This is a genomic window from Pseudomonas sp. A0308 (assembly GCF_044218815.1).
GTDB lineage: Bacteria > Pseudomonadota > Gammaproteobacteria > Pseudomonadales > Pseudomonadaceae > Aquipseudomonas > Aquipseudomonas iridis.
In genome coordinates, this window is record NZ_CP162581.1 from 4,973,434 (window position 1) to 4,995,036 (window position 21,603).

General features: G+C 59.7%; 18 protein-coding genes. 11 read left to right on the forward strand and 7 right to left on the reverse strand.

All coding sequences use genetic code 11. From position 1 onward, the window contains the following. Window positions 1–4: 4 nt before the first annotated feature. The 6 genes from AB4P92_RS23030 to gap form a co-directional block, all read right to left on the reverse strand. A complete protein-coding gene (locus AB4P92_RS23030; RefSeq protein ID WP_042560617.1) occupies window positions 5–400 on the reverse strand; it encodes a YbaN family protein in 396 nt (131 codons plus the stop codon). A gap of 167 nt (window positions 401–567) precedes the next feature. After that, window positions 568–1,164, reverse strand: a complete 597-nt coding sequence (locus AB4P92_RS23035) for a biliverdin-producing heme oxygenase (protein ID WP_042560616.1) — start codon at window positions 1,162–1,164, stop codon at window positions 568–570. A 112-nt stretch (window positions 1,165–1,276) separates the two neighbouring features. Beyond that, window positions 1,277–3,862 (reverse strand): TonB-dependent receptor, encoded by a 2,586-nt coding sequence (locus AB4P92_RS23040; RefSeq protein ID WP_395598209.1) that lies wholly within the window; start codon window positions 3,860–3,862, stop codon window positions 1,277–1,279. Between the two features lie 122 nt (window positions 3,863–3,984). Further along, window positions 3,985–4,950: a FecR family protein gene (locus tag AB4P92_RS23045; RefSeq protein ID WP_395598210.1), complete on the reverse strand. Its 966-nt coding sequence runs from the start codon at window positions 4,948–4,950 to the stop codon at window positions 3,985–3,987. Window positions 4,951–5,051: 101 nt separating this feature from the next. Continuing rightward, entirely contained in the window at window positions 5,052–5,579 is a 528-nt protein-coding gene (locus tag AB4P92_RS23050; RefSeq protein WP_042560613.1) for an RNA polymerase sigma factor, read from the reverse strand. 202 nt (window positions 5,580–5,781) lie between these two features. Continuing rightward, entirely contained in the window at window positions 5,782–6,783 is a 1,002-nt protein-coding gene (gene gap / locus AB4P92_RS23055; RefSeq protein WP_047300149.1) for a type I glyceraldehyde-3-phosphate dehydrogenase, read from the reverse strand. 220 nt (window positions 6,784–7,003) lie between these two features. Between gap and edd the strand changes: the two genes are divergently transcribed. The 11 genes from edd (at window position 7,004) to AB4P92_RS23110 (ending at window position 20,582) form a co-directional block, all read left to right on the forward strand. Beyond that, window positions 7,004–8,830, forward strand: a complete 1,827-nt coding sequence (gene edd, locus AB4P92_RS23060; protein WP_042560612.1) for a phosphogluconate dehydratase — start codon at window positions 7,004–7,006, stop codon at window positions 8,828–8,830. Next, the gene (locus tag AB4P92_RS23065; RefSeq protein ID WP_395598211.1) at window positions 8,827–9,777 is read left to right on the forward strand and encodes a glucokinase; all 951 of its coding nucleotides are present in this window, start codon (window positions 8,827–8,829) and stop codon (window positions 9,775–9,777) included. The genes edd and AB4P92_RS23065 overlap by 4 nt, the downstream gene beginning before the upstream one ends. Window positions 9,778–9,943: 166 nt before the next feature. Beyond that, window positions 9,944–10,675: a response regulator gene (locus tag AB4P92_RS23070; protein ID WP_042560610.1), complete on the forward strand. Its 732-nt coding sequence runs from the start codon at window positions 9,944–9,946 to the stop codon at window positions 10,673–10,675. After that, on the forward strand, window positions 10,665–12,134 hold the full coding sequence (locus tag AB4P92_RS23075; protein WP_395598212.1) for an ATP-binding protein: 1,470 nt from the start codon (window positions 10,665–10,667) through the stop codon (window positions 12,132–12,134). Before AB4P92_RS23070 ends, AB4P92_RS23075 begins: the two co-directional genes overlap by 11 nt. A gap of 173 nt (window positions 12,135–12,307) precedes the next feature. Beyond that, window positions 12,308–13,567, forward strand: a complete 1,260-nt coding sequence (locus AB4P92_RS23080; RefSeq protein WP_395598213.1) for an AGE family epimerase/isomerase — start codon at window positions 12,308–12,310, stop codon at window positions 13,565–13,567. Between the two features lie 119 nt (window positions 13,568–13,686). Continuing rightward, window positions 13,687–14,988 carry an ABC transporter substrate-binding protein gene (locus AB4P92_RS23085; RefSeq protein WP_042560607.1) on the forward strand — a complete coding sequence of 434 codons (1,302 nt, stop codon included), beginning with the start codon at window positions 13,687–13,689 and terminating at the stop codon, window positions 14,986–14,988. 113 nt (window positions 14,989–15,101) lie between these two features. Then, entirely contained in the window at window positions 15,102–16,010 is a 909-nt protein-coding gene (locus AB4P92_RS23090; protein ID WP_042560606.1) for a carbohydrate ABC transporter permease, read from the forward strand. Next, the gene (locus AB4P92_RS23095) at window positions 16,003–16,848 is read left to right on the forward strand and encodes a carbohydrate ABC transporter permease (RefSeq protein WP_042560605.1); all 846 of its coding nucleotides are present in this window, start codon (window positions 16,003–16,005) and stop codon (window positions 16,846–16,848) included. Before AB4P92_RS23090 ends, AB4P92_RS23095 begins: the two co-directional genes overlap by 8 nt. A gap of 2 nt (window positions 16,849–16,850) precedes the next feature. Continuing rightward, complete coding sequence (locus tag AB4P92_RS23100) at window positions 16,851–18,011, forward strand: ABC transporter ATP-binding protein (RefSeq protein ID WP_042560604.1); 1,161 nt, start codon at window positions 16,851–16,853, stop codon at window positions 18,009–18,011. Window positions 18,012–18,204: 193 nt separating this feature from the next. Next, window positions 18,205–19,554, forward strand: a complete 1,350-nt coding sequence (locus tag AB4P92_RS23105) for a carbohydrate porin (protein ID WP_395598214.1) — start codon at window positions 18,205–18,207, stop codon at window positions 19,552–19,554. A 173-nt stretch (window positions 19,555–19,727) separates the two neighbouring features. Then, window positions 19,728–20,582, forward strand: a complete 855-nt coding sequence (locus AB4P92_RS23110) for a D-hexose-6-phosphate mutarotase (RefSeq protein WP_395598215.1) — start codon at window positions 19,728–19,730, stop codon at window positions 20,580–20,582. A gap of 126 nt (window positions 20,583–20,708) precedes the next feature. Here AB4P92_RS23110 and AB4P92_RS23115 read toward each other — a convergent pair whose 3' ends face one another. Then, a complete protein-coding gene (locus tag AB4P92_RS23115) occupies window positions 20,709–21,569 on the reverse strand; it encodes a MurR/RpiR family transcriptional regulator (protein ID WP_171057240.1) in 861 nt (286 codons plus the stop codon). Between the last annotated feature and the right edge of the window lie 34 nt (window positions 21,570–21,603).

The window sequence follows — 21,603 nt, forward strand, 5'->3', positions numbered from 1 at the left end:
TGTATCAGGAAGGATTTGTGCGGGACTCGGGCCGCGACCAGATCCACAGATTGCCCAACCCCATCCCGGCCATTGCCAGATAGATCGGCCAGCCGTGATCGAGCATCACCAGCATCAACGTCGCACACAGCAACATGCTCACCGTGGCGCTGACTTTGGCCTTGCGCGCGATGATCTTGCCGTTGCGCCAGTTACTCAGGATTGGCCCGAACAGCCGATGATTTTCCAGCCAGGCACTCAGGCGCGGCGAACTGCGGGTGGCCGCCCAGGCGGCGAGGAGGATGAACTCGGTGGTCGGCAATCCGGGTACGACAATAGCGATCAGGCCGATGCCGAGGCTGACATAGGCCAACAGACCGAACAGCAGGCGGGCGAGTTTGGAGGAGGCTGGTTGCGGCATGGGCTCGGGATTGCTGTGAGGCGAGATGGGGATCTTACAGACTTGCGTTGTTCCCTGTGGTAGCTGGCTTGCCAGCGATAGCAGTGGGTCAGGCAACATAAATGGAGACTGACCAGCCCTCATCGCTGGCAAGCCAGCTCCCACAGGGTTTTGTGGCGTGTCGGGTATCAGGCCATTTCGGCTTCTGTGGCGTAAGCCTGTTCCAGCAGCACCGTGAAGCGGTTGAACGCATCGAGCGCGCCTTGCTCGACTTCAGCCTCTTCTTCAGCGCTGAACTGCAGCGAGTCGAGAGTACGCACAAAGCGCTTCCAGCCTTCTGCACGGCCACCTTCAGGCTCGCCCAGATGACGGGCGCCAAAGGTTTCACTCAGCTCCAGCGCCACGGCGCGTTTGATCAGGAACGCAGCACCGAGCTTCGAACCTTCAGAAACAAAGATCCAACCCAGTGCACGCGCCTTGCTCGGATTCTTCACCGCACCGGCGACCGGGCCCGGCACTTCGGTGTCGAGATCTGCCAGGTCGGCCTTCGCCGCGTCGGCGCGGCAACGGGCGGGCAGGTCGGGGACGATCCTGATCAGTTCGGCATCGTTGTAGAGCTCAACCAGTTCCGACTGGAACAGGTATTGCGCGACCACGAAACGGGCAAAGTTGGCGCGGGTTTCAAACGGCGCATGGGCTTTGACCAAGGTGTCGAGTTTGCTGTGCGGCTCGTGGGTGATCTGGTTCAGGCGTTGTGAACGCAGGGCTTTTTCCGAAGAGGTCATGACGTGTCCTTGATAAATGAGGCGCTTGATAACAAGACGAACGGGCAAGCGCCGGACAGTAAAAAAAGCCTCACGGCGCGGTGCTTGAACACGCGCAGTGAGGTGGGTGGGGTCAGATGTCCCAGATCAGATTGATCGCGAAGTTGCGACCCGGTTGGGTCAGGCGATCAAGGTTGGCCGGTTGCGTCACCGAAGCTTCGCCGACGCTGTCGTAACCGCGCACGTCATCCCACAGCCAGTATTTCTTGTCGGTCAGGTTGTAAATGCCGCCGCTGACGGTGACGTCGTTGGTGACTTTGTAGAACCCGGTCATATCAAGAATGCCGAAACCCGGCGACTTGAACTGGCTGCTGACGCCGTCCGGCGACTTGAAGTTGCTGTCGTCGACGCGATCTTTCTTCTTCACCACGGTCCAGCTCAGCAGGCCGCCGTAGTTGTCCTGGTCGTAGCCCAAACCGAACACACCGGTCAGCGGGTTAACGCTGTTGAGCGGCTCGCCGCTGTCGTTGTTGCGACCGTAGGCATAGGCAATCGAGCCTTGGGTGTAGAGGCCCTGCGGTGCGCCGAACGTGTCAAGGTTCAGACGACCTTTGACTTCTGCACCCTTGATGGTCGCGTGCTTGATGTTGCTCGACTGGAAAGTCAGCTCGTTGTAACCCGGTGACACCGCGTCTTCGTTGATGAAGTCGCGGTACTTGTTATAGAACACCGCCACATCGAATGAGCCATGCTCGAAGTTACCGCGCAGGCCGGTTTCGTAGCTTTTGCTTTTTTCCGGTTCCAGGTCCGGGTTCGGCGCCACGTGGTAACCGGTGGTGCCGTTCTCGAAGCGGCCGTACAGGGCTTTCGCGGTGGGCGTGCGGAAACCTTCGGCGTATTGACCGTACCAGGTGTAGTTTTCGCTCAGGGCGTAGGTCAGGCCGAATTTTGGCGAGACTTTATGCCAGGTCTTGTTCTTGTCGCTGACCGTGCCTTGGCCATCGGCCGCCACGGTATTGAGGAACTCCTGAGTGATCTTCGGCTTGAGCTGGGTGTAGTCGTAGCGCAGGCCTGGCAGGAAGGTCCAGTCATTCCAGCTGATCTGATCCTGGGCGAACAGGCTGTAGGTGTTGATGGTCGGATCCGGGAAATCGGTGGCCTTCACCAACACGTCAGCGGTACTGGTCGCGCCGATCGCGGTGCAGCCACGGCCAACCGCCAGGCACTTGCCGTCGCCGCTGCGCGAACCGGTGACTTTCTGTTGCTTGATGGTGGTGCCGTAGGTCAAGACGTGATCGGTGTCACCGATGGCAAAAGCCTTGTCCAGTTGCGCGTCGAATACCCACTGTTTTTCTTCGTAAACGGTATCGCGGGTGCGCAGTACTTTTCGGGTGATGGGGTAGTAATACTCTTCGGTGCTCTGGTCTGTCTTGGCGATCTGGTGGTTGAGGCTCCACTTGACGTTATCCACCAGCAAGCTGTCGAGCGCGAAGCGGTGTTCAAGGCCGAAACGCTCACGGGTAATGGTGTCGTTGCCGGTGCGCCACTGGTACATGCCGCCGGGCAATACGCTGTTGGGGATGGTTGGCGCGCCATTGAAGTACGGGCCGCCGTATGCGCTTTTCTGATCGGTGTCGCGATCATCCTTGTACTTTTCGTAAGTCAGGCCCAGGCGCGAATCTTCGTTGTAGTTCCAGCCGATCTTGGCCAGCACGTTGCTCGCCTTGACGTCTTCCGGGTTAGCGGCGGTGCGCTCAAGGCCGGTGCCGTTGTGGCTGCCGTAGGAGTCGGTTTCGTGACCGTCGCGCTGGCTGTAGTGCAGCAAACCGTCGAATTGATCGGCACGGCCGGCGACGGTGGCGGATTTCAGCCAGCTCTCATCGGCGGAGCTGTAACCGGTTTTCAGGCGCGCGCCAACATCGTTGCCAGGCTTGATGATGTCGTCCGGATCGAGCGTGTAATAGCTGACGGCGCCGCCAATGGCGTTGCTGCCGTACAGCACCGACGCCGGGCCACGGAGAATCTCGACGCGTTTGACGATTTCCGGGTCGACGTAATTGCGCTGAGTCTTGGCGTACGGACCGTTGAAGAAACCGTCCGGGACTTCGACGCCGTCAACCTGAGTCAGGATTCGGTCGCCATCGATGCCGCGGATGTTGTAGCCGCTGATGCCGCCACGCTGACCGGCGCCGCCGACAGACACGCCCGGCTCATAGCGCACAAGATCCTTGATGGAGTTGACGTTGTTGCGATCGAGTTCTTCACGGGTGTGCACGGTGACAGTGCTTGGCACGCTGTTCACCGACTGTTCCTGGCGGGTGGCGCTGATGGTCACCTGATCCAGATTCAGTGCGCCGCTGCTGCTGCGCTTCTCCAGCACGACGTTGTTGTTGCTCAGCTTGCGGAAGCTCAGGTTGGTCCCCACCAACAGACGCTCCAGAGCTTTTTCCGGTGGCAGTGACCCGCGCACACCCGGCGACGATATGCCCTGACCCAGTTCTGCCGGCAAGCCGATCTGCCAACCCGTCACGGTGGTGAAAGCGTTGAGCGCCGACACCAACGGCTGCTGACTGATGGAGAAAGAGTAATCACCCATGTTGCGCGCCGGTTGCTCGGTCGCAGCCATCAGTGGCGCGGTGCCGGCCATGAGGATGGCCGCGGTCAGCAGCGACAATACGCGGGAAGGGGAAGAAGTCTGGCGGGTAAGGCGAAGGGACATCGATAGCGCTCCGTGTCGCACGAATCTTTATAGTTGCTGATTCTCATCCGAGGATGCGAATCAATTGCATTGGCTATAACTAGACGAACGCGCTCACGCTATCGAGTAAAAATAATTCTCATTTAGTTCAAGATGACCAGCGCCGGGAATTCCTGCAAACGCGCCGAGGTGATGTGCGCGAGAGAACGCACCACGTCGAGCGGCTGATCGAGGCGGTAATTGCCGGTCACGGCAACGTCGGCCAACTGCTCGTTGTTGTTGATGATCCAGCCTGGATAGTAACGGCGCAATTCGGCCAGCACCTGATTCAGCGGGCAGTTCTCGAACACCAGTCGACCTTGCACCCACGCCAGTTCGGTGGCCGCGTCGAGTTTGGCCGGGCGATCGAAACCGTTGGGGCCGATGCGGATACTTTCTCCGGCAGACAGGCGCATCCGCGCATCGTTGTGGGTGGCGCGCAAATCGACATCGCCACGCTGCACATTGACCTGCGCGATCCCGTCCAGATAGCGCACGGCGAACGCGGTGTCGCGCACGCTGGCCTTGACCGGGCCGGCATCAATTTCCAGCGGTTGAGTGCGATTGGCTGCGACCTCGAAAAACGCTTCGCCCTGATACAACCGCGCGACGCGCTGCTGATCATCGATGGTGCTGGAGAACGCCGAGTTGGTGTTGAGCAGGACCTGCGAACCGTCCTCCAGTTGCAAGCGCTGACGTTCGCCGACCACGGTCAGGTGATCGGCCTGCAACCGCATCGGCAGGTTGCTGAAACTGAACAGACCAAGCACCAGAACGGCGGCGGTGGCCAGCGGTTTCCAGTGTGGACGCAGGCGCCGGAGGAAGGTGACTTTCGCGGGTTTCAACGCCAGGTTTTGCGCGCACTGGGCGATTTGCGGACCGTCCCAGATCGCCTGAGCCTTGGCGAACGCCTCGGCATTCAACGGATCCGCCGCCAGCCAGGCATGGAACTGCCGGGTCTGCTCCTCATCCGGGCTGCCGAGCACGATGAGCCAGTCCAGAGCCTGGTCCATTGCCAGTGCGGCATCCTGCGCCGATGAGGGCGAAGGCGAGCGATGGGTGTCCGTCACGGTGTTTCCTCGGGCTTCTGGCGAAGCAGTTTCAAGTTTCAAGCTGCAAGCTGCAAGCCAGACGCGTGAACTGCTTTTCGTTTTTACTTGGGGCGTGAAGCTTACAGCTTGCCGCTGCTGTCGTGTCGTTCGGCGACGCCGATGCAAATGCTCATGATCAGTTTGAGTTCTTTCTGCACGGTGCTGAGGGACACGCTCAGTTCTTGCGCGATTTCCTGATAACTGTGCCCGTGCAGGCGGCTGAGGATGAAGATCTGCTGCTGGCGCGGGCTGAGTTGACTGAGACTCACGTTCAAGCGCTCCAGCATTTGTTCGGCGTGGGCGGCGTCTTCGGCGCTACTGGCCGGGGCGGCGATGCTGTGCACAATTTCTTGCGGCACGTCATCGACCATGGTTCGCGAATGGATCTTGCGCGCACGCAGATGATCGAGCGCAAGATTGCGCGCGGTCTGGAAGACAAAGGGTTCGAGGTGATCGATGGCCCGCTCGTTCAGCGCCCGTGCCACGCGCAGATAGGTCTCCTGCAACAGGTCTTCAGCGGTGCTGTGATTGTTGACCATCCGTTCCAGCGTACGCAGCAAAGAAATGCGCTGGGTGAGGAAGACGTGGTTGAAGCGCGATTGACTCACGGGAGGACCTGATCCATTTCAAGCGAATGATAATGCTTATCATCTAGCTGAATGGTCAAGTATTGATTTTGAATTGGAATAACCGACCTTGTGGGAGCTGGCTTGCCAGCGATGGCGATGGGCCAGGCAATATCCATGTTGGATGTGCCTGCCTCATCGCTGGCAAGCCAGCTCCCACAGGGATCAGGGGCGGGGCGGGTAATTACTCGGCGTTACACAGCGCCAGGCAGTTATCCAGCATGCGGTTGGAGAAGCCCCACTCGTTGTCGTACCAGGCCAGCACTTTCAGCAGTTTGCCGCTGGATTTTGTGTGGTTGGCGTCGAAGATCGACGACAGCGGGTTGTGGTTGAAGTCGCTGGAAACCAGCGGCAACGTGTTGTAACCAAGAATTTTCGAGTGCTGACTCGCCGCTTTCAGCAAAGCGTTGACTTCTTCGGCAGTGGCCTCTTTCTTCAGCTGCACGGTTAAATCCACCAGCGACACATTGATCACCGGCACCCGCACGGCCATGCCGGTCAGTTTGCCCGCCAGTTCCGGCAGCACCAGGCCCACTGCTTCAGCGGCGCCGGTCTTGCTCGGGATCATGTTCTGCGTGGCCGAACGCGCGCGGTACGGGTCGGTGTGGTAGACGTCGGTCAGGTTCTGATCGTTGGTGTAAGCGTGGATCGTGGTCATCAGACCGCTTTCGATACCCAGTTCGCGGTGCAGCACTTGCGCCACCGGTGCCAGGCAGTTGGTGGTGCACGAGGCGTTGGAGATGATCTGGTGCGACTGGCGCAGAATATCGTGGTTCACACCGTAAACGACGGTGGCATCGGCACCTTTGGCCGGGGCCGAGATGATCACTTTGCGCGCGCCGGCAGTAATATGCGCAGCGGCTTTGGCACGGTCGGTAAACAGACCGGTGCATTCGAACACTACATCGATTTTTTCCGCAGCCCATGGCAGCTCGGCCGGGTTGCGAATGGCGCTCACCGCAATGCGGTCGCCGTTGACGGTCAGGCTTTCGTTGTCATGCGCCACTTCGGCGTCGAACGTGCCATGAACGGTGTCGTATTTGAGCAGATGCGCATTGATCGAGCTGTCGCCCAGATCGTTGATGGCGACAATCTGCAGATCCTGTCGATAGCCTTGGGTATACAGTGCGCGCAGGACATTACGGCCGATGCGGCCAAAACCATTGATTGCAATTCGAAGAGTCATGGAACAGCGCCGCCGTCGTTTTGTTGTTGGAATTACAAGATTATTCGCATAAAAATAGAAAACAAGCCTTTTTAGTGGCAATATTTTGTTTTATCTACAACGAGTGACCTGAATCAACTGGTCCGAATGATCAAGAAAACCGTCCGTCATCCCGAATGTGCGGGCCCTTGATCAGCATAGACAATCAGGTCGCCATTTCCGTTAGCCTGGAGTTCTACACATGCATCCCCGCGTCCTTGAGGTCACCGAACGGCTTATCGCCCGCAGCCGCGCCACGCGTCAGGCTTACCTTGCGCTGATTCGCGGCGCTGCAACTGACGGCCCGATGCGCGGCAAGCTGCAATGCGCCAACTTCGCCCATGGTGTGGCCGGGTGTGGCACTGAAGACAAGCACAGCTTGCGGATGATGAACTCGGCGAACATCGCCATTGTTTCTTCGTATAACGACATGCTTTCGGCGCACCAGCCGTACGAGGTCTTCCCTGAGCAGATCAAAAACGCCTTGCGTGAGATCGGTTCGGTCGGCCAGTTCGCTGGCGGCACTCCGGCGATGTGTGATGGCGTGACCCAGGGCGAGCCCGGCATGGAGCTGAGTCTGCCGAGCCGTGAAGTGATCGCAATGTCCACGGCGGTGGCGTTGTCCCACAACATGTTCGACGGCGCGCTGATGCTCGGCATCTGCGACAAGATCGTGCCGGGGCTGATGATGGGCTCGCTGCGTTTCGGCCATCTGCCGACAATCTTTGTGCCGGGCGGGCCGATGGTTTCTGGCATATCCAACAAGGAAAAAGCCGACGTTCGGCAGAAGTACGCCGAAGGCAAGGCGACCCGCGAAGAGCTGCTGGAATCGGAGATGAAGTCCTACCACAGCCCGGGCACCTGCACGTTCTACGGCACCGCCAACACCAACCAGTTGCTGATGGAAGTCATGGGCCTGCACTTGCCGGGCGCCTCTTTCGTCAACCCGAACACGCCATTGCGTGATGCGCTGACCCGCGAAGCGGCGCATCAAGTCACGCGTCTGACCAAGCAGAACGGCAACTTCATGCCGATCGGCGAAATCGTCGACGAGAAGTCGCTGGTCAACTCGATCGTCGCGCTGCACGCCACTGGCGGCTCGACCAACCACACCCTGCACATGCCGGCCATCGCCATGGCAGCGGGCATTCAACTGACCTGGCAAGACATGGCCGACCTCTCCGAAGTCGTGCCGACCCTGAGCCACGTTTATCCGAACGGCAAAGCCGACATCAACCACTTCCAGGCAGCGGGCGGCATGTCGTTCCTGATCCGTGAACTGCTGGGTGCCGGCCTGCTCCACGAAGACGTCAACACCGTGCTTGGCCACGGCTTGAGCAAGTACACCAAAGAGCCGTTCCTCGATAACGGCGAACTGGTATGGCGTGAAGGCCCGGTCGACAGTCTCGACGAAAACATTTTGCGCCCTGTGGCACGCGCGTTCTCGCCGGAGGGGGGGCTGCGGGTAATGGAGGGCAACCTCGGTCGCGGTGTGATGAAGGTATCTGCCGTGGCCCTGGAAAACCAGATTGTCGAAGCGCCGGCCATGGTGTTCCAGGATCAACAGGATCTGGCCGATGCGTTCAAGGCCGGTTTGCTGGAGAAAGATTTCGTCGCCGTGATGCGCTTCCAGGGCCCGCGTTCCAACGGCATGCCCGAGTTGCACAAGATGACGCCGTTCCTTGGCGTGCTGCAGGATCGCGGCTTCAAAGTGGCACTGGTGACTGACGGGCGCATGTCGGGCGCCTCGGGGAAAATCCCGGCGGCGATCCACGTCAGTCCGGAAGCTTATGTCGGTGGTGCTTTGGCTCGCGTGCAAGAGGGCGATATCATCCGCGTCGATGGCGTCAAAGGCACTTTGGAAATTAAAGTGGACGCCGACGAATTTGCAGCGCGCGAACCCGCCAAAGGCCTGTTGGGCAACAACATCGGCAGCGGTCGCGAACTGTTCGGTTTCATGCGCGTGGCCTTCAGCTCGGCGGAGCAGGGCGCCAGCGCCTTCACTTCTGCCCTGGAGACGCTTAATTGAAACTGGCTTTGGTCGGTGACATCGGAGGCACCAACGCACGGTTCGCGTTGTGGAAAAACCAGCAACTGGAATCGATTCAGGTGCTGGCCACGGCCGACCATGCCAGCCCGGAAGAGGCCATCAGCCTCTACCTGAGCGGGCTCGGTCTGGCGCCGGGCGCTATCGGTTCGGTATGCCTGTCGGTGGCCGGCCCGGTCAGTGGCGATGAATTCAAGTTCACCAACAACCACTGGCGGCTGAGCCGTGAAGCGTTCTGCAAAATTTTGCAGGTCGAGCAGTTGTTGCTGGTCAACGACTTCTCGGCGATGGCGCTGGGCATGACTCGTTTGCAGCCGGGTGAATTCCGTGTGGTTTGCGAAGGCACCCCAGAACCGTTGCGTCCTTCGGTAGTGATTGGTCCGGGCACTGGCCTTGGCGTGGGTACTTTGCTCGATCTGGGCGAGGGTCGATTTGCGGCGCTGCCGGGCGAGGGTGGTCACGTTGATCTGCCGTTGAGCAGCCCGCGTGAAACACAGCTCTGGCAGCACATCCACAACGAGATCGGCCATGTCAGCGCGGAGACTGCGTTGAGTGGTGCTGGTTTGCCGCGTGTCTATCGGGCGATTTGTGCGGTGGATGGCCATGAACCGACGCTCGAAACGCCAGAAGCCATTACGGCCGCAGGCCTTGCAGGCGATCCGATTGCCCTGGAAGTGCTGGAGCAGTTCTGCTGCTGGCTCGGCCGCGTGGCCGGTAACAACGTGCTGACCACGGGCGCACGGGGTGGGGTGTTTATCGTCGGTGGGGTGATTCCGCGCTTTGCCGACTTCTTCCTCGAAAGTGGTTTTGCCCGCAGTTTTGCCGATAAGGGCTGCATGAGCGATTACTTCAAAGGCATTCCGGTGTGGCTGGTGACGGCACCGTATTCCGGGCTGGTTGGCGCCGGCGTGGCCCTCGAACAGGCTTGATACCGAGTTGCTCTCATCGCTGGCAAGCCAGCTCCCACAGGTTGTGTGAACGACAAAGATCTTTGTGGGAGCTGGCTTGCCAGCGATGGGGCCAGAACAGACAACAAATTTCCAAGGTTCATCAGGCATAATCCGCCCCAATTCCAACAACAAGGATGCCTTCGAAGTGAGCTCAGTCAACAAGTCGATATTGTTGGTCGATGACGACCAGGAAATACGCGAGTTGCTGGAAACCTATCTGACCCGCGCCGGGTTTCAGGTACGGGCCACAGCCGATGGCGCCAGTTTCCGTCAGGCCCTCAACGAGGCGCCGAGCGATCTGGTGATCCTCGATGTCATGCTGCCCGACGAGGACGGTTTCAGTCTGTGCCGCTGGGTGCGTCAGCATCCGCGTCAGGCGCAGGTGCCGATCATCATGCTCACCGCCAGTTCCGACGAGGCCGACCGGGTCATCGGTCTGGAGCTTGGCGCCGACGATTACCTCGGCAAACCCTTCAGCCCCCGCGAACTGCAGGCGCGCATCAAAGCGCTGCTGCGCCGTGCACAATTCGGGCAGGAACGCAGCGGCAGTGAAGTGCTGGCGTTTGACGATTGGCGGCTGGACATGGTCAGTCATCGGCTGTTTCACACCGACGGCGAGGAAGTGATTCTGTCCGGTGCCGATTTCGCTCTGCTGAAACTGTTCCTCGATCACCCACAGGAAATTCTTGACCGCGACACCATCGGCAATGCCACTCGCGGCCGCGACCTGATGCCGCTCGATCGCATTGTCGACATGGCCGTCAGCCGCTTGCGCCAACGTCTGCGTGACACGGAAAAGCCGCCACGGCTGATTCGCACGGTACGCGGCAGCGGCTATCAACTGGCAGCCAACGTGGTTGCCGGCAATGGTCACTGAGTCGCTGCGCCGGCTCGCCAGCAAAGTGCCGGTGCCGCGTTCGCTGCTGGGGCGGATGTTGCTGCTGACCTTGCTCGCGGTGCTGTTTGCGCAGACCTTGTCGAGTGTGATCTGGGTTTCGCAATTGCGCGCCACCCAGCTCGAAGGCCTGGTCACCAGCGCCCGCAGCCTTGCTCATTCGATGACCGCCAGCGTCAGTTATTTTCGTTCGTTGCCGGTGGCCTATCGGCCGCTTGTGCTCGATCAGTTGCGCAGCATGGGCGGCACGCGATTTGTCGTAACGCTCAACGACAAGCCGCTAGGCATGGACGCGCTGCCGGTCACTGCGCGTAAAGCCGCGGTGATGAAAGCGGTCGACGAAGTGCTGCGTCAGTCTCTCGGGCAAGACACCGACATCTCGGTGTCTTTCGTCAGTCCCGAGGATCTGCGCATCTTCAACGCCGGGCTGAAACTCGATGAATTGCCGCGCTCCTGGGCGCACTACGCCCTGACCCTTGAGCCGGTGAATCCGCCAGTGCTGGTCACGCAGATTCAGATGGCACCGGGCGAATGGCTGTACATCGCCTCGCTGTTGCCCGAGCCCTACACCAGCCTTGAAGAGCAAGGCCTGCCGTCGCAGCAAGTGTGGTTCATCGTCCTCACCAGCGGCTTTCTGCTGCTGTTCATCGGTGTGCTGGTGCACTGGCAGAGCCGGCCGCTCAAGCGCCTGGCCCGCGCCGCGCGGGATCTGTCGCTGGGCGCCGACGTCGAACCGGTTGCCGAGGGCGGCGGCAGTGAAGTGGTCGAGGTCGGCCGTGCGTTCAACACCATGCGCGAGCGCATCAGCCGTTACCTGACCGAACGCAGCCAATTGTTCAGCGCGATTTCCCATGACTTGCGCACGCCGATCACCCGTCTGCGTCTGCGCGTCGAACTGCTCGAAGACGAACAGCTGCAAATCAAGTTTGGTCGTGATCTGGACGAGTTGGAGTTGCTGGTCAAAGGCGCGTTGCAATGCGTGAAAGACACTGACATCCACGAAAACATCGAACCGGTCGATCTCAACCATGTGCTCGATTGTCTGGTGGAGCCGTATCTGGCGCCTAACGGCAATGGTCGCGTGACCCAGCATGGGCGGGCGCTGGCGGCGTATTCGGGCAAACCTTTGGCGTTGAAGCGCTGCATCGGCAACCTGATCGACAATGCGTTGAAGTACGGACAGAACGCGCATCTGCACATTGATGACGATGAAAGTGCATTCGTCCTGCACGTCGATGATGAAGGGCCGGGCGTGCCGGAGCAGCGGCTGGAGCAGGTGTTTGAGCCGCACTTCAGGTTGGCGGGGCAGCAGCAGGGGTATGGCCTCGGCCTCGGGATTGCGCGCAATATCGCTCATAGCCATGGCGGTGAGGTGACGTTGCAGAACCTGCGTGAGGGCGGGTTGCGGGTGACGTTGCAGTTGCCGCGGTCGATGGATTGAAGATCAAAAGATCGCAGTCTTCGGCAGCTCCTACACCGATCCCTTTAGGAGCTGCCGAAGGCTGCGATCTTTTCATGTCACGAATCAGTGACAAAACCCGTCCCCTTCGTTACAAGCCCACCCCGGCCCGTTGTTTAGACTCCCCGCAGTCATAACAACAAAAAAGGCCCCCCATGGACCACTTCGAACCCGGCTTCAGCAGCTGGCTCAATGCCCCCGCGCACCAGCAATGGCTTGCCGCCGAAGGCCTGCGCCTGCTGGATTTCGCCAGGGCGTCACGCCTGCCCGAAGGCTTCGGTAACCTCGACGAACGCGGCCGTTTGCCTGCGAACGCACGAGCCGAAACCATGAACACCGCGCGCATGACCCACAGCTTCGCCATGGCCCACATTCAGGGTTTGCCGGGATTTGCCGAACTGGTCGATCACGGCATTGCCGCCCTGCGCGGGCCGCTGCGTGATGCGCTGCACGGTGGCTGGTTTGCGGTGGCCGAGCATCGCGATGACAACACGGGCAAGAACGCCTACCTGCACGCCTTCGTGGCACTGGCGGCGAGCTCGGCGGTGGTCGCACGACGTCCCGGTGCGCAGGCGCTGCTGGATGATGCGATCGACATCATCGACACCTATTTCTGGAGCGAAGAAGAGGGCGCCATGCGCGAATTCTTCAATCGCGACTGGAGCGAAGAGGAAGCCTATCGCGGCGCCAACAGCAACATGCACGCGACCGAAGCGTTCCTCGCCCTGGCCGATGTCACTGAAGACCCACGCTGGCTGGTGCGCGCCCAACGCATCGTCGAGCGAGTGATCCATGGTCACGCTGCTGCCAACGATTACATGGTCATTGAGCACTTCGACCGCGACTGGCAACCGCTGCGCGAATACAACCATGACAATCCCGCCGACGGTTTCCGCCCTTACGGCACCACGCCGGGACACGGTTTCGAGTGGGCGCGACTGTTGCTGCACCTCGAAGCGGCGCGAGTGCAGGCCGGCATGCTTACCCCCGGCTGGCTCGCCACCGACGCGCGGAAACTCTTCGAGCAAAACTGCCGTTACGGTTGGGATGTCGATGGCGCGCCGGGCATCGTCTACACCCTCGACTGGAACAACAAAGCTGTGGTCCGCCATCGCTTGCACTGGACGCATGCCGAGGCCAGTGCTGCGGCCAGCGCTTTGCTCAAGCGCACCGGCGATGAGCAATATGAAACCTGGTACCGCCTGTTCTGGGATTTTTGCGATGTGAATTTCATCGACCGCTGCGACGGCAGTTGGCACCACGAACTCAATCCGCAAAACATTCCAAGTGCCGATATCTGGCCGGGCAAACCCGATCTGTACCACGCCTGGCAGGCGGTGCTGATCCCGCGTCTGCCCTTGGCGCCGAGCATGGCCACTGCGCTGGCGCGCTTGTCCCAGAGCATTCCTGTGTAACCATGTGGTGACATTCGCGCGTCCCTTCGTTACCTGCGAGGGGAATCGCCCTGTTTAAACTCCTGTGCAGCGCAAGCACCAGACTTGCAACGCATAACAACAAGAAAGGTACATCTCAGATGAATGCGATTTCTCGCCTCGCTACTGTCATTTCTGTCGCCTCCCTGTTCCCGCTCGCAATTCTGCCTCTCAGTGTTTCCGCTGCCGAATCCAAAGGTTCGGTGGAAGTCGTGCACTGGTGGACCTCAGGTGGCGAAAAAGCTGCCGTTGATGTGCTCAAGGCCCAAGTCGAAAAAGACGGTTTCACCTGGAAAGACGGCGCTGTCGCCGGTGGTGGCGGTGCGACTGCCATGACTGTGCTGAAGAGCCGTGCAGTGGCCGGCAACCCGCCAGGCGTTGCCCAGATCAAAGGCCCGGACATCCAGGAATGGGCGTCGACCGGCCTGCTCGACACCGACGTTCTGAAGGACGTTGCCAAGTCGGAAAAGTGGGACAGCCTGCTCGACAAGAAAGTCTCCGATACCGTGAAGTACGACGGTGATTACGTGGCCGTGCCGGTGAACATTCACCGTGTGAACTGGCTGTGGATCAATCCGGAAGTCTTCAAGAAAGCCGGCATCGAAAAAGCCCCGACCACCCTCGAAGAATTCTACGCCGCTGGCGACAAGCTCAAGGCTGCGGGCTTCATCCCGCTGGCGCACGGCGGTCAGCCTTGGCAGGACAGCACCGTGTTCGAAGCCGTCGTGCTTTCGGTCATGGGCGTTGATGGCTACAAGAAAGCCCTGGTCGACCTCGACAACGCTGCGCTGACTGGCCCGGAAATGGTCAAGGCGCTGACCGAGCTGAAGAAAGTCGCGACTTACATGGACGCCGACGGCAAAGGTCAGGACTGGAACCTGGAAGCGGCCAAGGTCATCAACGGCAAGGCCGGCATGCAGATCATGGGTGACTGGGCCAAGTCCGAATGGACCGCCGCGAAGAAAATTGCCGGCAAGGACTACCAGTGCGTAGCGTTCCCGGGCACCGATAAGGCGTTCACCTACAACATCGACTCGCTGGCCGTGTTCAAGCAGAAAGACGCGGGCACCGCGGCTGGTCAGCAGGACATCGCCAAAGTCGTGCTGGGTGAAAACTTCCAGAAAGTCTTCAGCATCAACAAAGGCTCGATCCCGGTACGAATCGACATGTTGAACGACATGGAGAAACTCGGTTTCGACTCCTGCGCACAAACTGCTGCCAAGGACTTCCTGGCGGACTCCAAGTCCGGCGGCCTGCAGCCGAGCATGGCGCACAACATGGCGACCACGCTGGCCGTACAAGGCGCGTTTTTTGACGTAGTCACCAACTACATCAACGACCCGAAAGCCGATCCGGCCGACACCGCCAAGAAACTCGGCGCGGCGATCAAGTCGGCCAAATAAGCCTTAGTGGCAAGCGGCAAGTTGAAAGCTGCAAGTAAGAGCACTGCCCTGCTTATCTTGCAGCTTGAAACTTGCAGCTTGTAGCTGCTCTTCTCTTTTTTATGGATTTCCCCATGAGTTCTGTTGCTGTGTTCAGCAAAGCCTCGCCGTTCGATGCATTGCAGCGCTGGCTACCTAAACTGGTGCTGGCGCCGAGCATGTTCATCGTGCTGGTGGGCTTCTATGGCTACATCCTGTGGACGTTCGTGCTGTCGTTCACCACCTCGACATTCCTGCCCAACTACAAGTGGGCCGGTCTGGCGCAATACGCGCGGTTGTTCGACAACGATCGCTGGTGGGTCGCGAGCAAGAATCTCGCGATGTTCGGCGGCATGTTCATCGGCATCACCTTGGTGATCGGCGTATTGCTGGCGGTGTTCCTCGACCAGCGTATCCGTCGTGAAGGCTTTATCCGCACCATTTACCTGTACCCGATGGCGCTCTCGATGATCGTCACTGGTACCGCGTGGAAGTGGCTGCTCAACCCGGGCATGGGCCTGGACAAATTGTTGCGTGACTGGGGCTGGGAAGGCTTCCGTCTCGACTGGCTGATCGACCCGGATCGCGTGGTGTACTGCCTGGTGATCGCGGCTGTATGGCAAGCCTCGGGCTTCATCATGGCGATGTTCCTCGCCGGCCTGCGCGGGGTTGACCAATCGATCATCCGTGCCGCGCAGATCGATGGCGCGAGCATGCCGCGCATCTACTGGAAAGTCGTGCTGCCAAGCCTGCGTCCGGTGTTCTTCAGTGCCGTGATGATTCTGGCGCACATCGCGATCAAGAGCTTTGACCTGGTCGCGGCGATGACCGCCGGTGGTCCGGGTTACTCCTCCGACCTGCCAGCGATGTTCATGTACTCCTTCACCTTCAGTCGCGGCCAGATGGGCATGGGCTCGGCCAGTGCGATTCTGATGCTCGGTGCGATTCTCGCGATCATCGTGCCTTACCTGTACTCCGAGCTGAGGACCAAGCGTAATGACTAGTCTCGCTGCCAAATCCCCCATCAGCCTGAGTCGCATCGCGATCTACGCGGTGCTGATCCTCGCGGTGCTCCTGTATCTGGTGCCGCTGGTGGTCATGCTGCTGACCAGCTTCAAGACCCCGGAAGACATCGGCACCGGCAACCTGCTGAGCTGGCCGACCGTGGTCACCGGCATCGGCTGGGTGAAAGCCTGGGCGACCGTCGACGGCTACTTCTGGAACTCGATCAAGATCACCGTCCCGGCCGTGATCATCTCCACCGCCATCGGTGCGTTGAACGGCTATGTGCTGTCGTTCTGGCGCTTCCGTGGTTCGCAACTGTTCTTCGGCCTGCTGCTGTTCGGCTGCTTCCTGCCGTTCCAGACCGTGCTGCTGCCGGCCTCGTTCACCCTCGGCAAGATGGGCCTGGCGAGCACCACCACCGGACTGGTGTTCATCCACGTGGTTTACGGCCTGGCGTTTACCACGCTGTTTTTCCGTAACTACTACGTGAGCATTCCCGATGCATTGGTGAAAGCCGCACGCCTTGATGGCGCAGGGTTCTTCACCATTTTTCGGCGGATCATTCTGCCGATGTCGACGCCGATCATCATGGTTTGCCTGATCTGGCAGTTCACCCAGATCTGGAACGACTTCCTGTTCGGTGTGGTGTTCTCCAGCGGTGATTCGCAACCGATCACGGTGGCGCTGAACAACCTGGTCAATACCAGCACCGGCGCCAAGGAATACAACGTTGATATGGCAGCGGCGATGATCGCCGGCCTGCCGACCCTGCTGGTCTATGTGGTCGCAGGCAAGTATTTCGTGCGCGGGCTGACGGCCGGCGCGGTCAAGGGGTAATCATGGCAACGCTCGAACTTCGCAACGTAAACAAGACTTATGGCCCCGGCCTGCCGGACACCCTGAAAAACATCGAACTGTCGATCAAGGAAGGTGAGTTCCTGATCCTCGTCGGCCCGTCGGGCTGCGGCAAGTCGACCCTGATGAACTGCATCGCCGGGCTGGAAACCATCACCGGCGGCGCGATCATGATTGGCGATCAAGACGTCAGCGGCATGAGCCCCAAGGATCGCGACATCGCCATGGTGTTCCAGTCCTACGCCTTGTACCCGACCATGAGCGTGCGCGAGAACATCGAGTTCGGTCTCAAGATTCGCAAGATGCCGCAGTCGGCGATCGACGAAGAAGTCGCTCGCGTGGCCAAGCTGTTGCAGATCGAACACTTGCTCAACCGCAAGCCGGGCCAGCTCTCCGGTGGTCAGCAACAGCGTGTGGCGATGGGCCGTGCGTTGGCGCGTCGGCCGAAGATTTATCTGTTCGACGAACCGCTGTCCAACCTCGACGCCAAGCTGCGCGTCGAGATGCGCACCGAAATGAAACTGATGCACCAGCGCCTGAAAACCACCACGGTGTACGTGACCCACGACCAGATCGAAGCGATGACCCTGGGCGATAAAGTGGCGGTGATGAAGGACGGCATCATTCAGCAGTTCGGCACGCCAAAAGAGATCTACAACGACCCTGCCAACCTGTTCGTGGCGAGCTTCATCGGTTCGCCGCCGATGAACTTCATCCCGCTGCGTCTGCAACGCAAGGACGGTCGTCTGTTGGCGCTGCTCGACAGCGGCCAGGCCCGTTGCGAACTGCCGATGGGCATGCAGGACGCCGGTCTTGAAGACCGCGAAGTGATCCTCGGCCTGCGTCCGGAACAGATCGTTCTGGCGAACGGCGAGGGCAACGGCCTGCCGAGCATTCGCGCTGAAGTGCAGGTTACCGAGCCGACCGGTCCGGACACGCTGGTGTTCGTCAATCTGAACGACACCAAGGTCTGCTGCCGTCTGGCGCCAGACGTGGCGCCGCAAGTGGGCGAGAGCCTGACGCTGCAATTCGATCCGTCGAAAGTGTTGTTGTTTGATGCCAAGACTGGCGAGCGGTTGGGCGTTGCCGGTCAAGCCCAGACCGATGCGCGGTCTGCGAACGTGGCCCAATTCAAAGGCCGGTGAAGAACAAATGTGGGAGCGAGCCTGCTCGCGAAAGCGGTCTGACATCCAGCACTGATGTCGCCTGATACACCGCATTCGCGAGCAGGCTCGCTCCCACAAAGGAGCACGCGGTGGATTGCCTGTAATCCGTCGCACTTTATGTAAACCGCGTTAGATAAAAACAGTTAATAACAATAAAGACGAGGATGTAGGGATGAAAATGAAACACGTCAATGCCCGGTTGATCTGCCAAGTGTCAGCTGCGGCAGCACTGGTGCTGGCCGGCAATGCGATGGCGGCGGATGCTTTCAGCTCCGACTCCAAATGGATGACCGGTGACTGGGGTGGCGAGCGGACCAAGCTGATCGAGCAGGGTATCGACATCAAGGCCGACTACGTTGGGGAAGTCGGTGGCAACCTGAACGGTGGCTTCAACGACGACAAGACTGCGCGTTACGCTGACCAGTTCGGTCTGGGCGTGGCACTCGATCTGCAAAAGCTGTGGGGCTGGGACAACACTCAGGCCAAGATCCAGCTGACCAACCGTAACGGCTACAACATCTCCAACGACCGTGTTGGTGATCCGCGTGCCGGCACCTTGAGTTCGTCGCAGGAAGTCTACGGCCGTGGCCACATGGTGCGTCTGACCCAGTTGTGGATTCAGCACCAGTTCTTCGACAACAAACTCGACGTCAAGGCCGGTTACTTCGGTGAAGGCGAAGACTTCAACACCTTCCCGTGCGACTTCCAGAACCTGGCGTTCTGCGGTTCGCAAGTGGGTAACTGGGCGACCAACATCTGGTACAACTGGCCCGTCAGCCAGGCCGCGATCCGTGTGAAGTACAACATCAATGATGAGCTCTACGCTCAGATCGGTGCGTACAACCAGAACCCGTCGCAACTTGAGCACGGCAACGGCTTCAAACTCAGCGGCAGCGGCACCAAAGGCACCGTTTTGCCGGTCGAACTGGTCTGGTCGCCGAAGGTTAACAGCCTGCCGGGCGAATACCGCGTCGGTTACTACAAGAGCACGGCGGACGCTGATGATGTTCGTGAAGACATCAATGGTTTCGACGCTGCCACTACTGGCGACGCCTACAAGACCCACAGCAGCAAAAGCGGTTACTGGTTCGTGGCGCAACAGCAACTCACCAGCCATAACGGTGATGCGACCCGCGGCCTGACCATCGCGGCCAACGCCACGTTCCACGACAAGGACACCAACTTCATCGACAACTATCAGTCGGTGATGTTTGTCTACAAAGGCCCGTTCGACGCACGTCCCAAGGATGACGTCGGTATCGGCGCGGCGCGTATCCACGTCAACAAGGACGTGAAGCGCAACGCTGAACTGCTGAACGCTTCCAACGGTGTGTCCGACTACGACAATGCCGCGTTCTCGCCAATTCGTGAAACCGAATACAACTACGAGATCAACTACGGCTTCCACGTCACCAACTGGCTGACTGTGCGTCCTAACCTGCAATACATCACACACCCGGGCGGTGTTGATGAAGTGGATAACGCTCTGGTCGCCGGCCTGAAAATTCAGTCGGTGTTCTAACGCGTCTGCGATAAGCTCCTCTCTATGTGCGCATATTTGCGGACAGCGAGGGGCGTTCTCAATTGTTTGTACCCGCCGCGGTGGGAAAAACAATTGAGAACGCCCCTTAGGCTGTCCGCTTTTTTTTGGGGCAGGCGCCGCCCTGTGAAAGACGATTTCAGGACTGTGGTCCCATGCATGAGCATCCGCTGCAACGCTTCTTCAAATCCCTGCGCGAGCAACCTGTTTTCGCTTGGGAGCGCTATCAGATGCGCGACGTATTGGTGATCGATCATCCGCTGTGTCAGGCGGTGTTCAGTCGTCAGGGCGCGCAGTTGCTGCACTTTCAGCCGCGCGGGCAAAAGCCGTGGTTGTGGTGTGCGGCGAAGTGGCCGCATGTGGGGGCGATTCGTGGTGGCGTGCCGGTGTGCTGGCCGTGGTATGGCCGCCATCCAAGCGAAAACGCGTGGCCGTCCCATGGTTGGGCGCGCCTGCTCGACTGGAAGTTGCTAGACAGCAGCAGCGCTGAAGATGGCGTGCGCCTGCACTGGCAATTGCAATTGTGCGACTGGCAGGTTGACCTCCACGCTCACCTTGGCGAACGCATGGAGTTGCGCTTGAGCACCGAGCACCAGGACGACATGCCATGCCAGTTGAGCCAGGCTTTGCACGCTTACTGGCGTATTGGCGATGTCGGTGAGATAGCGCTGTCTGGACTCGAAGGCGCGCAAGGTTATGACCAGTTGAACCGCCAGGCTTGTCAGCAGGAAGGCGAGTTGCGGGTCGATGGCGGCTGTCAGCGGGTGTTCCAGCACGACGGCGAACTACAGCTCAAGGATCACGCCTGGCAGCGCGAGTTGTGCATCGATACCGGTGACAGTGCAGACACGGTGGTGTGGCATCCGGGCTCGCGGCCGTTGCTGGGCGTTAGCTGGGATGAGGTGTTGGAGTTTGTGTGTGTTGAAGCCGCGACGGGGGGCACCGACAGTCTGCATCTGGCGCCGGGGGAGAAGGCGCATTTGAGTTTGCAGGCGTGGGCGGCTGCCTGATTCAAAGCCATGCAGTGAATCGGCTGGCCTCTTCGCGAGCAGGCTCGCTCCCACAGGGAAATCCATTTCAAATGTGGGAGCGAGCCTGCTCGCGAAGAGGGCGTATCTGTTAGCCGAGATTTCGGATCAATTGAACTCGTCGCCAACCGGATACCGGCTCGCATTCAAGCTCTCTTTGATCTTGCGCAGATGCGGCTGGAAATCCACCCCGCGACGCAGCGTCATCCCGGTCGCCAACACATCCAGTACGGTCAACTGAATGATCCGCGAAGTCATCGGCATATAGATGTCGGTGTCTTCAGGCAATGGGATGTTCAGGCTCAAGGTACTGGCCTTGGCCAGCGGCGAATTCTCGGCGGTCAAACCCAGCACCGAAGCACCGTTCTCGCGAGCAATGCGCGCCACTTCCACCAGTTCACGGGTGCGGCCGGTGTAGGAGATGATCACGAACAACTCGCCGGTGTGCGCCACCGAAGCAATCATCCGCTGCATCAACACATCGGCATGCGCTGTCACCGCCAGGTTGAAACGGAAAAACTTGTGCTGCGCATCCAGGGCCACCGGCGCCGAAGCCCCCAGGCCGAAGAAGTGAATCTGCCGCGCCTGAATCAACAGGTCGACGGCACGGCTGATCAGGTTCGGATCAAGCGCCTGACAAGCGCTGTCCAGTGAGGCAATGGCGCTGCCGAAAATCTTCTGCGTGTACGCTTCGGGATTGTCATCGGCCTCGACCGCCCGGCTGACATACGCCGCGCCGCTGGCCAGGCTCTGCGCCAGTTGCAGCTTGAGCTCGGGGTAGCCGCTGACGCCGAACGAGCGGCAAAAACGGTTGACCGTCGGCTCACTCACCGACGCAGCCTGGGCGAGGGCGGCGATGCTGAAGCGGGTGGCCTGCTGCGGGTTGAGCAGGATCACTTCGGCGACTTTGCGTTCGGCCTTGTTCAGGTCTTCAAGGCGACTCTGGATCTGTTCCAGTAAATTTCGCACGCGATCCATATGGAATTCCTAATTCACCTGCGCA